Origin of the sequence: Acidovorax benzenivorans, assembly GCF_028680575.1 — a bacterium.
Taxonomy (GTDB): domain Bacteria; phylum Pseudomonadota; class Gammaproteobacteria; order Burkholderiales; family Burkholderiaceae_C; genus Acidovorax; species Acidovorax benzenivorans.
Genome location: NZ_JAPCKI010000005.1, coordinates 115,341 through 128,344, shown reverse-complemented (window position 1 = coordinate 128,344; position 13,004 = coordinate 115,341). Strand labels below are relative to the sequence as shown.

Below are 13,004 nucleotides of genomic sequence, written 5' to 3'. Positions count from 1 at the left end.
TTGACGGCAACCACAGGCCCCGGCGGCTGACAACAGCAATCACGGTGGCCAAAGCCACCTAAAACCTAAGACTGGTTTGGGACCAGACCCCCAGTCAAAATATTTCTCAGAGTATTGGAAGGGATACTGCCCGTATTCGTGTCCACAACATTCTTCAGTCGATCATTGGCAAGGGTGCCGCCTGGATTGCTGGTCCCGCCAGGAGCATTCCCCGTGCTCATCAACTGACCAGCAGGGGCGCCACCAGGCTGCTGATTGCCAGAATTGTTGTTCGCCGTCGACTCCAATCGGTTTAATTGGCTATTGAGCTGATTCACCGGAATCCGCTGTGGGGAACTGGGGGACTGGTTATTACCGAAACTAGTCCCAAAGCCGGCGCGGGTGACAGTTTGGGTGTTGCCATTTGTGTCGGTCGCCGTCATTCCCTGACCAAACAAAAACGTACCGCTTGTGTTCTGTCCGTTTGTCTCGACCATCGTAATGCCTCCCGAGATCTCTACCCGGCCGTGAGGGGTCGTGATCGTCGTCGCATGGGTCTTGCTGATCTGCCCCCCGACCACGCGCAACAGCCCCTTGGCCAGGCCCAGCTGGATCTGGCCCTGACGGGTGGCGGGGTCAAACTGGAAAGTCTCGATCACCAGTTCGGAATCCGGGCCCAGCGTGATCGCGGACTGGTCCAGGAAAAGAACGTGCAATTGACCATTGGGGCCCGTGCTCAGCCGCTGGCCAGGCTCCACATCGTTGCCCACCATCAGTATCTTCTGGTTGCTGGTCACGGGCGCATTGGGCGTCACCGCAGAGACGACGCCAGCACGCGCCTGCGTGTCAACCGGAGTCTGCGCCACGGCTGCGGGCAATGCGGCGCTGGTCAAGGCGGCTGCAATCCACCAGTCCTTGGAAATTGGCGGGCTCATTTCGGGCTCCTAGAAGATTCTGTTCGGTTCATGAAAGCGGGAAAACTACAGCGCATGGCTCAAAAGCGATAAGCCACCGCTCCGTAAAGGGAAGAGTTCCGGTTGCGGTAGTTGGGCAAATTGGCGCTGGTCTTCATGTGCTCCAGTTGCAGCAGCAGCGACCAAGAGTCGGCCAGCGGGATGACATTGCCGATGCCAATGCGCCACTCCGTGTCCCTGCGCGACGTGGCGGGGTCCACGGCAGGGTCAGTCGCGCCATAGCTGCGCCGCTGCACGCCGCCCCAGACGGTTGTTGTCCAATAACCGCCGCTCTGGGTCAGCGGGTTCGCATAACTAGCCGAGTAGGCCAGCCTCATTTCATAGCCGTCATGGTCGTAGTAGGCCCTGTCCGTGCGGTGAAACCTGCCGCGCAGTTCACCCGTCAGCACGCGCCCGGGGCCGAGTTCCCGGCTCAGGCGCACACGCAGCAGATTGTCTGGCCCTCCAAGGGCCTTCGCATCCGGCACATCAATGCGGCTGGCATAGCTGTAGTCCCGGTACTCATAACCGCCATCCACCAGCGTGCGTTCGTCGATACGGTACTCGGCATCGAGCCCCAACCCGTGATTGCTCAGGTACCGATGCCCCTGCGCACTGAGTGCCCCCAGGATCAGATGAGGACGCAGCGCCAAACCCTGCATGTTGGCTGGCGACGGTTTGAACCGGATACCGCTGGTGACTTCTGCCAGGGCAAGGTTGTAGGGCTGAGCCTGATTGACCCGCAGCTGGCTCCCCGAGGACGAACTGAAGTCAATCACCTGTGCCACCAGGGAGCTCACCACGGTCGCTTCATTCTGGGTGCCCAGGTCGTAGCGGTGGTCCAGACGCAGCATCAGTTGCAGGTCGGTATCGGACTTGGGCTTGAAGGCGTCCGCGACCGCAACCGGCACCCCACCAGCCAACACCGTACCCTGGCTGGTACGCCCCGCAGGATTGGTTTGGGCCCGTGCTCCTAGCACCACCAAGCCGTCCAGTTGCGACACCTGGCCACGCTTGGTCACATCACGCAGCAAGTTCTCTGCAAAGGCCCGTTGTTCACCCGCCAGCCGACTGTCGTCCAGCGCCTGGCGCAACAAACTCTCTGACATGCTGTAGGAACCCAGGCGGTAGTACAGAGCGGCCAATTCCAGACGAATCGAGGCCGGTGCTGCCGGATCCAGCAACAGGCGCTCCATCGCTGCAATGCCGCCCTCGTAGTTGCCCGCCTGCACAAGCAATTGCGCGTAGCGCATGCCCACCCCCATGTCGCCAGGAGCCCCCATGACCTGGCGGAACGCTTCATCGACCTGGCGATCGAGCGGCACATTAGAGGGAGCTTGCGCAAATGCCGCCGTGCACGCCAAGGAGCCCACCGCAGCGAGGGTCCAAGGCACCAGCCGGAGAGTTCCTATGTCCAACAAATGCCTCAATTTGGGCTCCTCGGTTCAAGTTCTTTTGCAATTGCCGCTCGAATATACACAACTGGTTGCAGATTCCAACGTTTTTAGAAGCGCGCGTCACAGAGGGGGCGCGTGCAAGCCACGCGGCTTGGGAAACGGGCCGCAAGGATCACAGAGGATTCTTGTCTACACACAACTGCACACTTCCGGCAGCAAACAGCGGCCGCAGGCAACCCGAGGCATCGCCCACCCAGGGATAGGTGCTGGCGCGGATCAGGCGCTGCATCCATATCCGATGGGTTCCATCGTGCCCACGGGCTTGCCGGGCACGATGCGCACGGACTCCCCTTTGCTCGCCACGTCGCTGAGCACGACCGCTATCGCGTGATTTGCCGTGTACACCAAACGCAAGGTCGAGAAGGTGACGACACAGGTCACCAACACACCACCGACCACCAGAAACCATCCCATCGCACGCGTCAACATAGCCCACGAAGGCGGTCGAGCGAGGGGCTGCAGATTCGCCTCCCGCCCCCACAGCAATGCACAAGCACATAGCCAAAACAGCTAAGTCAAAGCATATAGCTATTAACCATTTCTTCTTATATAGATTGCACCTTACATTTCTTTTGGTTCTTACTTTACGAATACGGGGCCAGAGACGCTGGGAGGGGAATTGAAACTTGGCCTCCACGCGCCGCGACCGCAAAGTCGACGTGATCACCAGCCTAGTTGCGCACTACTACGGGAGTTCGGTGGCCAAAGTTGGTCACTACCGCGAACGTTGTGTGCGGCTCGATGCAAATGAAATACGCAGTTCGTGCCAGTTATTTGCGAATTCCGACGCAAGGCTTGCCCCTCTTCATTCGCACAACCGCGAGGTCGTCCCCGTAGTCAAGTAACTCAGTACGGAAAAAAGAAAAGAAAGAGCATGAACTTCCAACAATTGCGATCCGTCCGCGAGGCGATGCGCTGCGGTTTCAATTTGACAGAGGTGGCGGCGTTGCTTTACACCTCGCAGCCAGGCGTAAGCCGACAGATCCGTGAGCTGGAGGAGGAGTTGGGTGTCGAGATCTTTGTACGTGCTGGCAAGCGACTCACCGGCCTTACCCCCCCTGGCCAAGTGGTGCTACCGATTGTGGAGCGGCTGCTCCAGGACGCCGACAACCTCAAACGTGCCGGGCTGGACTACAGCTCTAGTCATGAAGGGCGACTCGCAATTGCCGCCACTCATTCACAGGCGCGCTATGCGTTGCCATATGTGGTGCGAGACTTCCGCGCAATGTTCCCTCAGGTGTCACTGCACTTGCACCAGGGGTCCCCGAAGCAGGTCGCTGAGATGCTCCTCAGCGGCGAGGCAGATATCGGCGTGGCTACAGAAGCGCTGTCGCACTACGAAGCGCTCGTGACGCTACCGTGCTATCGATGGACACACAGCATCGTGGTGCCTCCTGGTCACCCATTGCTGGACCTGACCGAGCCGGTGACGCTGCAGCAACTGGCGGAGTACCCGATCATTACCTATGAACTAGGGTATACGGGGCGCTCCCATATCGACGAGGCCTTTGCGCGCCGGGGTATGCGTCCAGACATAGTTCTTTCAGCTATGGACGCAGACGTAATAAAGACCTACGTGGAACTCGGAATGGGCGTTGGCATAGTTGCATCTATTGCGGTGGATCCAGAGCGGGATCGTCACCTGCGCATGCTGGATGCACGCCATTTGTTCGAGGTCAACGTCACCCGCCTGGGCGTACGCAGGGGCACCTGGCTACGAGGATACGCATACAGCTTCATCGAAACCTTTGCGCCCACCCTCACCCGCGAGGCCGTGGAACGCGCTGTGCGCGAGCAGCCATCCTAGGAATGAGGTGATATCCGCAGGTGAGCGTTCATCGCGGCGGAGGCACGGGGGTCATATGGATATCTGTTTTGATTCCTTCTGCGCATGAGGTCACGCTCCTAAGCTCCTAGCACGAACAGCAAAGGCGCCGCCCACGCGCCCCAATCTGAAGGAGAAACGCAGGGGATGGATGCGCATGAAAAAGAGAGAAAACGGTAGTAACCACTTGGCTGCATTGCAAGACCTGCAGATTGAGCAGACCGGAGAGGAGGCGCTTGGCGGGCAAAGCGCCGATCAAGGTCGCACCGTTGTGGGACCGCAGGCTCAACCTCGCACTGCATACCTGACGCCATTCGCCACCTTTCAACCTTCTATTCGCAACAGTCCGCACCATGACCCAACACCATCTCCCATCCACCGTCGACAACCCCACAACCCCGCGCCAGTTGGTCTTTGGTTTCGTCCTTCATGGCGTGGGGGCGGGCTGGGGCGACTGGCGCCACCCCAACGCGGTGGTCGATGCCAGCGTGAACTTTGGCTTCTACAAAGAGCAGGCGCAAGTGGCCGAGAAGGCGCGGTTTGACTTTCTGTTTGTGGCCGACAGCGTGCACATCACCGAGCGCTCCAGCCCTCACTACCTCAACCGGTTTGAGCCGCTCACCATCCTGTCGGCCCTGGCTGGAGCCACCTCGCACATCGGCCTGGTGGCCACGGTGACGGCCAGCTACAGCGAGCCCTTCACGGTGGCGCGCCAGTTTGCATCGCTGGACCACATCAGCGGCGGCCGTGCGGGCTGGAACGTGGTCACCTCGTGGCTGGACGGCAGCGCCCGCAACTACAGCCGCAAAGAGCACTACGACCACGATGTGCGCTACCGCCTGGCGCAAGAGCACCTGGATGTGGTCCAGGGCCTGTGGGATTCGTGGGAGGACGACGCCCTGGTGCGCGACAAGGCCACGGGTCAGTTCCTCGATCCCGCCAAGCTGCACCGGCTGGACCACCAGGGCGAGTTCTTTTCGGTGGAAGGGCCGCTGAACATCAGCCGTTCGCGCCAGGGGCAGCCGGTGATCTTTCAGGCCGGCGCATCCGAAGACGGCAAGCGCTTTGCCGCGCAGCGCGCCGATGCCATCTTCTTCCATGCCGACACGCTGGAAGAAGCCCAGGCCTACTACCGCGATGTGAAGGCCCGCGTGGCCGCCGAGGGGCGCGACCCGGCCAAGGTGTTCCTGCTGCCCGGCATTCGCCCCATCGTGGGCCGCACGGCAGAAGAGGCCGAGCGCAAGTACCAGGAGCTGGCGGCGCTCGTGCCCATCGAGAACGCCATCGCGGCACTGGCACGGCCGTTCAACGACCACGACTTCTCCCAATACCCGCTGGATGCGCCTTTCCCCGACCTGGGCGAGCTGGGCCGCAACAGCCAGCAAAGTGCCAGCGACAAGATCAAGCAGCACGCCAAGGCCCACGGCCTGACGCTGCGCGAAGTGGCCCTGTGGCACGCGCGCCCCAAGCGCACCTTTGTGGGCACGGCAGAACAGGTGGCGGACGAGATCCAGCGCTGGTTTGAACAGGGCGGGGCGGATGGCTTCAACTTCTTTGAAGCCCTGCCCAACACTTCGCTCAAAGACTTTGCCGAACTGGTGGTACCCGTGCTGCAAGCGCGCGGCATCTACCGCAAGGAGTACACGGCCCCGACCTTCCGTGGCAACCTGGGCTTGCCTGTGCCTGCCAACCGTTACACCGTTGCGCGTGCGAAGTCGGGTACGGTGACTGGCAAGGTTGCAGAGCGTTTGCCCGAAGCAGTGGCTGCATAGTGCACAGGGGGCATGCGTCCCCAAGCCCCGCTGAAACACAAAAGGCCCGGAGTGAAAGCTCCGGGCCTTTTGTCTTGTCAACGCCGTGGCGGTGCAGGGTATCCGGCCATCCGGGCGATCGTTCAGATCACCCGAAAACCGTGCGTGCCATCGCGCCCCAGTTGTTCCACCAGTCCAAACTCCCAATCCAGATACGCCTGCATCGCCTCACGTGGGCTGTCCGTGCCTTCGTAGGGGCGGCGGTAGCGGTCGATGCGCGGCGAGGCCAGGCGGGTTTCGCCTTGTTCCAGCGGCAAGCCCTGGGCAATCCAGGCCAGGGTGCCACCCTCTAGCACCTGCACCGTGGCACCGGTGATGCTGGCCACATCCACCGCCGCATAGCGGGCCAGCAGGCTGCTGCCGCAGGTCAGCACATAGTGCGGCGCTTTGGGGATGGCTTGCAGCGCCTGCGCCAGTTGCGACCGCAGCACAAACCACGCACCAGAGATGTGGCGCAGGGTGTAGTTGGCGCTGGTGGTCATGTCCAGCACCACGGTCTGGCCCGGGGCCTCGCGCTGCAGGCGGGCTGCCAGGTCGGCGGGTGTGATCCACTGCGCGGGCTCCAGCAGCTCAGGCACAGGCTGCGGGGCTGGGCGCGTGTCGTGAAAGTCCGCAGTCTGCAGGCCGTCCAGCACCCACACATCCCAGCCCATCTGCGCCAGCCACGAAGCGCTCATGTTGGCGCGCACGCCGTCGTCGTCCACCACCACCAGGCGGGCGCCGCGCACGGGGGCGGTGTGGTCAGTCTCTTGCACCAGTTGCCCGCCGGGCGCGTTGCGAAAACCCGGAACACGGCCACGGGCGAACTCCTCGGGCGTGCGCACATCCAGCAAATACGTGGTGCGCTCGGCCTGCAGGGCAAAGGCGTGCAGGTGCTCGGTGCGGGCGCGTTTCACTCCGGCACGGTCGGCCACCTTGCGGGCGCCTTGCGCTGCGGCGGCGCGCTGCTCGGGTGTGTTGTGCGCAGGCTGGGTGTCAAAGCGGCGGCCGGCGCCGCGCTCCAGCTCCTGCCCGGCCAGCAGCCAGCCAATGGTGCCGTTGCGCAAAGCCGCCACGGGGTTGGGAAGGCCTGCGTTGATGAGCGACTGCGTGCCGATGATGCTGCGTGTGCGCCCTGCGCAGTTGACGATGATCTGCGTCTCAGGCCGGGGTGCCAGTGCCCGTGCGCGCAGCACCAGCTCCGCCCCTGGCACGCTCACGCCGGTGGGGATGTTCATGGTCTGGTATTCGTCAAACCGGCGCGCGTCCAGCACCACCACGTCGGCCTTCTGGTCGATGAGGGCCTTCACTTCTTGCGCAGGCAGTGAGGGCGTGTGGCGCTCTGCCTCTACCAGCTCGCCAAACGATTTGCTGGGCACGTTCACGTCGATAAAGACCTCGCCCCCGGCATCGCGCCAGCCTTGCAGGCCCCCGGCCAGCAGCGCCACATCGGTGTAACCCAGGCGCTGCAGGGTGCGTGCTGCCGGTTCTGCAAGGCCTTCACCATCGTCATACACCACGATGGCCGTGCTGCGCCGGGGGATGCGGGCGTAGACCTCGATCTCCAGCTTGCCTGCGGGGAAGTTGGCGGCAAACAGCGGGTGGGCCTGGGCAAAGGGATGTTCTTCGCGCACGTCGATCAGCGCAATCTCCTGCTGGGCGAGCAGGGCGTTGCGTACGTCGTCATAGCTTTTTTGCGGCAAGGGGCTCAACTCGGGTGATGGTGCTTGGGTCATGGATGGCGTCGATGAAAAATGGGGATCGGGTGGATTCACTGCGCACGCAGCGCAGCGTTGCGCTCGCCGGATAGATCCCACAGGTTGGGCAGCTCGGTATTGCTGTAGCCCGAAACAAAGGGCTTGCGCGTGCCGTCTTCGAGGTACACCGACCGCTCCACCGCGCCAATGTTGGCGCCATACACATGGATGCTGATGGAGGTCTGGTTGGCCAGCGCGTTGCTCACGCGGTGCACATCGCCAATGCGGGGCGACACCGCCTCGACCTGGCCCGGCATCAGGCGGCTGGGCTCACCGTGCGGCGCCCATTGGCCCTCTGCGGTTTTGGCGAAGTGCTGGCCCACCTCGGCGCCGCGCAGCATGCCAATCAGGCCCCACACCGTGTGGTCGTGGATGGGGGTGGCCTGGCCTGGCCCCCACACAAAGCTCACCACCGAAAACCGCCCCAGCGCATCGGCGTGCAGCAGGTACTGCTGGTAGCGGTCGGGGTGGGGCTTGGCATAGGCCGTAGGCAGCCAGTCGTCGTGTGCCACCAGGCGGCCCAGCAGGGCGCCGCCGCGCTCCAGTACCTCGGGCTCGGTGGGGTTGCGCTGCAGCAGCGCGGACAGCTCCTGCACAAATTCGCGCAGGCGGGCGATGGATGGGGATGTACTCATGTTCGCATTGCACCGCAATTGGGCTTTTTGCGCTGCTGAAACTTTTGCATATCGATGCGTGATTTTGTTCGTTCGCTTGCGCGACGGTTGGCTTTGCAATAGCGCCACGGGCATGGTTTCACCCCTGCCTTAACGCATCACCGCATCACGGGTTTTTACGGTTCACCAGATTCACAGGAGATTCGCATGGGCAAGGAGCAAGGGTTGGCAGGGGCATCGGCCGGTTGGTCGCGGCGGCGGGTGCTGCGCACGGCAGCAGGCGCAGGGGTGGCGGGTGCTGCGGCTGTGGCGGGCAGCAGTGTGCTGGCGCAGGGCAGCAAGCTGCGCCCGCTCACGCTGGCGTGGAACGCCAACGCCGTGTGCCTGTCTGCCGTGCCCGTGGCCATTGAGCGCGGCTTTTTTGAGAAGCAGGGGCTCAAGGTCGAGCTGGTGAACTTTGCAGGCTCTACCGACCAGTTGCTCGAAACCATTGCCACCGGCAAGGCCGATGCCGCCGTGGGCATGGTGCACCGCTGGATCAAACCGCTGGAGTCTGGCCTGGATGTGAAGCTGGTGGGCAGCAGCCACGGCGGCTGCTCGCGCCTGGTGGGCTATGGCCCGGCGGGCATCACCAGCATCGCCAAGCTCAAAGGCAAGACGATTGCGGTGTCTGACCTCAACAGCCCTGGCAAGAACTTTTTCTCGGTGCTGCTGACCAAGGCCGGACTGGACCCGGAGAAAGACGTGAGCTGGCGCCAGTTCCCCGGCGACATGCTGGGCCTGGCGGTAGAGAAGGGCGAGGCCCACGCCATTGCCGATGGCGACCCCAACCTGTTTCTGATTGAACGGCGCACCAAGGGCCTGGTGGAGCTGGCGACCAACCTCTCAGGCGAATACGCGGCCAAGACCTGCTGCGTGGTGGGCGTGGGCGGCAAGCTCATCCGCTCCGACAAACCCCTGGTGGCCTCCTTGGTGCGCGCCATCAACCAGGGCTCGGAGTTTGTGGCCGACTACCCCAACGAAACAGCCCGCATCTACAGCCCCTATTCCAAGGTGCCGGTGGACGACTTGCGCGCCGTGCTGGGTACCCTCACGCACCGCAACCACCCCAGCGGCGTGGCGCTGCAAAAAGAGGTGGAGTTCTACGCCCGCGACTTCAAGCTGGTGGGCGTGCTCAAGCCCAGCACCGATGCCGCGCGCTTTGCGCAGCATGTGACGGTGGACGTACTGGCCTGACCGCGCGCAGGAGTTGCACCATGGCACACAGCACCACCCTCACACCCACGGGCTTGCCCGTGGCAGTTCCTTCCACGTCCTCTTCATCTTCCTCTTCATCCCCGTCCTCCTCGTCACGGCCATCTCTTCCTGCTTCAGCACGCACCGCGCCCAAGGCCGCGCCCTTGGCCAAGGCGCCCCCCGTCCGCCTGGGGTGGACGGGCTGGTTTGCCGCACTGGCCTGGACGGTGTTGGGCGCCATCACCTGGTTCTGGCCCAACCTGCCCGTAGGTTTTAGCGACTGGGCCTATACGCAGGAATTTGCCGTGGCGGCCTGGGGCGTTGCCGCCGTGCTGTGGCTGGCAGTCGCCTGGCCGCAATGGCTGGGGAGCCAGGCTGCACGCTTGCGCAGCGCAGGCCCCTGGCTCGGCGCCATTGCCGTCGGCCTGGCGGTGTGGGAGGTCTACACCGCCAAACTGGGCACGCTGCCACCGCCCTTCTTTGCCCCGCCGCAAAGCCTGGCCGAGGTGTATGTGACGGACTGGGCGCGGCTGCTCGACAGCGCGTGGAACTCGCTCAAGCTGCTGGCGCTGGGCATTGCGATTGGCGCCAGCGTGGGCTTCGTCGTAGGCGTGCTCATGGGCTGGTCGCGCAGTGCCAATTACTGGATTCACCCCGTGCTGCGGGTGCTGGGTCCGGTGCCCACCACGGCGCTGCTGCCCATCTCGTTTTACTTTTTCCCATCGAGCTGGTCCACGGCCATCTTTCTGATTGCGCTGGGCACGGCCTTCCCGGTGGCCATCCTCACCTGGTCGGGCGTGGCGAGTGTGCACAAGAACTATTACGACGTGGCGCGCACCATGGGGGCATCGCAGTGGTTCCTGGTGCTGCGCGTGGCGATTCCGGCATCGCTGCCGCAGGTGTTTGTGGGCCTGTTCATGGGGTTGGGCGCGGCGTTCTCCACCCTGGTGGTGGCCGAGATGCTGGGCGTCAAATCGGGCCTGGGCTGGTACCTCACCTGGGCGCAGGGCTGGGCCAGCTACCCCAACATGTATGGCGCGCTCATCATCATGGCGCTGCTGTTTTCAGGCGTGATCTCGCTGCTGTTTGTGCTGCGTGACCGGGTGCTGTCTTGGCAAAAGGGGATTGTGAAATGGTGACCTCCACCCACGCCCTTGCGGCCCCCACAGCGCCAACGGAGGCAGCTCAGGCGGCCTCTGCCAAGGGCGCACGCATTGATGTGCGCAATGTCAGCCACTGGTTTGACCTGCCCGGCGGCGCCCTGCAGGTGATTGACGAGCTGGACCTGGCCATTGAGCCCGGCGAGTTTGTCGCCCTGCTGGGCCCCAGCGGCTGCGGAAAATCCACCCTGCTGCGGCTGGTGGCGGGGCTGGAGCCCGCCACGGCGGGCGAGCTGCTGCAAGACGGTGCACCCATTACCCAGCCTGACCCATCGCGCATCGTGGTGTTCCAAGACCCCACGCTGTTCCCCTGGCGTACCGTGTGGGACAACGTGGTGCTGGGCCTGCAGGCGCGGGGCTTGCTCAAAACCCACCGCCACCGCGTGGACCAGGCCCTGCAACTGGTGGGGCTGGAGGCCTTTGGCAAGGCCTTCCCGCACCAGCTCTCGGGCGGCATGGCGCAGCGCGTGGCGCTGGCGCGCGCCCTGGTCAACGACCCCAGCCTGCTGGTGCTGGACGAACCCCTGGGCAAGCTCGACTCGCTCACCCGCCTTGCCATGCAGACCGAGCTGGTGGAGCTGTGGCAGCGCACCGGCTTCTCGGCCCTGTTGGTCACGCACGATGTGGAGGAAGCCCTGTTCATGGCGCAGCGCGTGGTGGTGCTGTCCGAGCGGCCTGCCACCATCCAGCAGGTGCTGGTGAACGACCTGCCCTACCCCCGCCACCGGGGCCACCCGCGCCTGGCCGAGCTGCGGCACCAGGCCCTGGCCCTGCTGGGGCTGGACGCCAGCTGGTGACGGCAGCGGTGGACCTTGCTGCAGCCCCCAGCGTGGGCACTGCGTGATGGCCTGGACTGTACCCGCTGACTGGCTGGACACCGTGCTGGCCCTGGCCCAGCGCAGCCAGCAAGCCGTGCAAGCAGCACTGCACGCCGTGGGTTGGCTGCCCGACGTGCACGGCCAGCCCGCGTGGCCCTGGGCCCAGCGCCTGGCGGCCGAAGTGCTGGCGCAAGAACCCCAGCTGGCCCGCCAAGCGACGGCGTTGCTGGCCTATGTGCTGGGCCTGGGTGTGCTGGCCTTGCTGGCACTGCGCTGGCGGTGGGCGCGCTGGGCCCTGGCCCCTGCCCTGTTGCTGGTTGCCACAGCTGCCCCGTGGTCGGCCTTGGCCTTGTTGCAAGCCCCGGCGGTGCCCACCAGTTGGCACCGCTCGCCCACCGGCTTCACGGTGCAGTCCATCACGCAGGGCGCGCACATCTACCAGCAGCAGTGCGTGCGCTGCCACGGTGCCAATGGCAAGGGCGAGGGGCCCGATGCCGCCCGCCTGCCCATGTGGCCGCCCACGCTGAATGGATCGCTGCTGTGGAAGCGACTGGAGGGCGAACTGTTCTGGCGCGTGCGCCACGGCATGCAAGGCGCTGCGGGCGCGCAGACCATGCCCGCCTTCGCCCATCTGACGGACGAGCAGATATGGCAGGTGCTGGACTACCTGCAGGCCCATGCGGCAGGCCAGTTGCTGCGCGACACCGGTGCCTGGGCCCAGCCCGTGCGCATGCCCCAGGCCCGGGTGCACTGCCGCAACACGGGCGCCACCAGCGTGCGCCAGCTGCAAGGGCAGCGCTTGCGCGTGGTGCTGGGCGGAACGGCCACTGCGCTGCCGCCAGACGACCCGCGCCTGGTCACCGTATGGGCGCCCGCCCTGCCGGTGACCGACGGTGGCGCGACAGACATCGCCGAATGCACGATCGAAGAACCCCAGGCCCTGCCCGTGCTGGCGTGGGTGTTGGGGCAGACTACAGATGCCGGGCAAGACGTGCCGCAGGCCGTGCAGGGCGCGCAACTGTTGACAGACCGCAGTGGCTGGCTGCGTGCCCGCTCTGCGCCTGGGCAAGGCGACTGGTCTGAAGACGATCTGGTCTGCCGCTCGTCTACGCCGAGCAGCGCAGCCCCAGGGCCTGCACCGGCAGGGCCCACGGCTGATGGGCTGGAATCACTCATCCGCCGCATGGACTCCGAGCCCGTGCGCCTACGGCGGGGAGGCTATCCCCATGGGTAGGTTTTTTGGCGGGGGGCGGGAATAAAAACGCCTCCACCGCTGATTGACAAAGCGCTGCAAGCTATAGAGGTGACAGCTTTTTCTGTGAGACGGCCGCCACAGAAAGACGCTGCGCAGCAGATACGGAAAACGCATATGTCCCACCGTTTTTCTTCGTTGGCGCAGGCAGTTCGCACTCCTA

The 13,004-nt window shown here is 64.2% G+C and carries 11 protein-coding genes; 7 read left to right on the top strand and 4 right to left on the bottom strand.

Features of this window, described 5'->3' with window-relative positions:
* Positions 1–65 precede the first annotated feature (65 nt).
* Both OIN59_RS10865 and OIN59_RS10860 read right to left on the bottom strand, forming a co-directional pair.
* Entirely contained in the window at positions 66–914 is an 849-nt protein-coding gene (locus OIN59_RS10865; protein WP_274110144.1) for a FecR family protein, read from the bottom strand.
* A 59-nt stretch (positions 915–973) separates the two neighbouring features.
* Positions 974–2,326 (bottom strand): porin family protein, encoded by a 1,353-nt coding sequence (locus OIN59_RS10860; protein WP_274110142.1) that lies wholly within the window; start codon positions 2,324–2,326, stop codon positions 974–976.
* 16 nt (positions 2,327–2,342) lie between these two features.
* On the opposite strand from OIN59_RS10860, the gene OIN59_RS10855 reads away from it, so the two are divergent.
* The 3 genes from OIN59_RS10855 (at position 2,343) to OIN59_RS10845 (ending at position 5,986) form a co-directional block, all read left to right on the top strand.
* Positions 2,343–2,720, top strand: coding sequence for a hypothetical protein (locus OIN59_RS10855; protein WP_274110140.1), 378 nt, complete (start codon positions 2,343–2,345; stop codon positions 2,718–2,720).
* Between the two features lie 543 nt (positions 2,721–3,263).
* Positions 3,264–4,196, top strand: a complete 933-nt coding sequence (locus OIN59_RS10850) for a CysB family HTH-type transcriptional regulator (RefSeq protein WP_274110138.1) — start codon at positions 3,264–3,266, stop codon at positions 4,194–4,196.
* A gap of 371 nt (positions 4,197–4,567) precedes the next feature.
* Positions 4,568–5,986, top strand: a complete 1,419-nt coding sequence (locus tag OIN59_RS10845; protein WP_274110136.1) for an LLM class flavin-dependent oxidoreductase — start codon at positions 4,568–4,570, stop codon at positions 5,984–5,986.
* Positions 5,987–6,108: 122 nt separating this feature from the next.
* On the opposite strand, the gene OIN59_RS10840 is transcribed toward OIN59_RS10845, so the two are convergent.
* Positions 6,109–7,740: a rhodanese homology domain-containing protein gene (locus OIN59_RS10840; protein WP_274110134.1), complete on the bottom strand. Its 1,632-nt coding sequence runs from the start codon at positions 7,738–7,740 to the stop codon at positions 6,109–6,111.
* A gap of 35 nt (positions 7,741–7,775) precedes the next feature.
* Positions 7,776–8,396, bottom strand: coding sequence for a cysteine dioxygenase family protein (locus OIN59_RS10835; RefSeq protein WP_274110132.1), 621 nt, complete (start codon positions 8,394–8,396; stop codon positions 7,776–7,778).
* A 186-nt stretch (positions 8,397–8,582) separates the two neighbouring features.
* On the opposite strand from OIN59_RS10835, the gene OIN59_RS10830 reads away from it, so the two are divergent.
* Genes OIN59_RS10830 through OIN59_RS10815 form a run of 4 tightly spaced genes read left to right on the top strand, consistent with a single transcriptional unit; the run spans position 8,583 to position 12,823 of the window.
* Positions 8,583–9,611, top strand: coding sequence for an ABC transporter substrate-binding protein (locus OIN59_RS10830; RefSeq protein WP_274110130.1), 1,029 nt, complete (start codon positions 8,583–8,585; stop codon positions 9,609–9,611).
* A gap of 20 nt (positions 9,612–9,631) precedes the next feature.
* Positions 9,632–10,750 (top strand): ABC transporter permease, encoded by a 1,119-nt coding sequence (locus OIN59_RS10825; protein ID WP_274110128.1) that lies wholly within the window; start codon positions 9,632–9,634, stop codon positions 10,748–10,750.
* Complete coding sequence (locus OIN59_RS10820; protein WP_274110125.1) at positions 10,744–11,568, top strand: ABC transporter ATP-binding protein; 825 nt, start codon at positions 10,744–10,746, stop codon at positions 11,566–11,568. Before OIN59_RS10825 ends, OIN59_RS10820 begins: the two co-directional genes overlap by 7 nt.
* A gap of 46 nt (positions 11,569–11,614) precedes the next feature.
* A complete protein-coding gene (locus tag OIN59_RS10815; RefSeq protein WP_274110123.1) occupies positions 11,615–12,823 on the top strand; it encodes a c-type cytochrome in 1,209 nt (402 codons plus the stop codon).
* Positions 12,824–13,004: the final 181 nt, after the last annotated feature.

Bases quoted from the DNA above. Each gene is read 5' to 3' on its own strand.
- OIN59_RS10850 (WP_274110138.1), top strand. From the start codon at position 3,264: ATGAACTTCCAACAATTGCGATCCGTCCGCGAGGCGATGCGCTGCGGT.
- OIN59_RS10835 (WP_274110132.1), bottom strand. From the start codon at position 8,396: ATGAGTACATCCCCATCCATCGCCCGCCTGCGCGAATTTGTGCAGGAG.
- OIN59_RS10825 (WP_274110128.1), top strand. From the start codon at position 9,632: ATGGCACACAGCACCACCCTCACACCCACGGGCTTGCCCGTGGCAGTT.
- OIN59_RS10820 (WP_274110125.1), top strand. From the start codon at position 10,744: ATGGTGACCTCCACCCACGCCCTTGCGGCCCCCACAGCGCCAACGGAG.
- OIN59_RS10815 (WP_274110123.1), top strand. From the start codon at position 11,615: ATGGCCTGGACTGTACCCGCTGACTGGCTGGACACCGTGCTGGCCCTG.
- OIN59_RS10855 (WP_274110140.1), top strand. From the start codon at position 2,343: ATGTCCAACAAATGCCTCAATTTGGGCTCCTCGGTTCAAGTTCTTTTG.
- OIN59_RS10845 (WP_274110136.1), top strand. From the start codon at position 4,568: ATGACCCAACACCATCTCCCATCCACCGTCGACAACCCCACAACCCCG.
- OIN59_RS10865 (WP_274110144.1), bottom strand. From the start codon at position 914: ATGAGCCCGCCAATTTCCAAGGACTGGTGGATTGCAGCCGCCTTGACC.
- OIN59_RS10840 (WP_274110134.1), bottom strand. From the start codon at position 7,740: ATGACCCAAGCACCATCACCCGAGTTGAGCCCCTTGCCGCAAAAAAGC.
- OIN59_RS10830 (WP_274110130.1), top strand. From the start codon at position 8,583: ATGGGCAAGGAGCAAGGGTTGGCAGGGGCATCGGCCGGTTGGTCGCGG.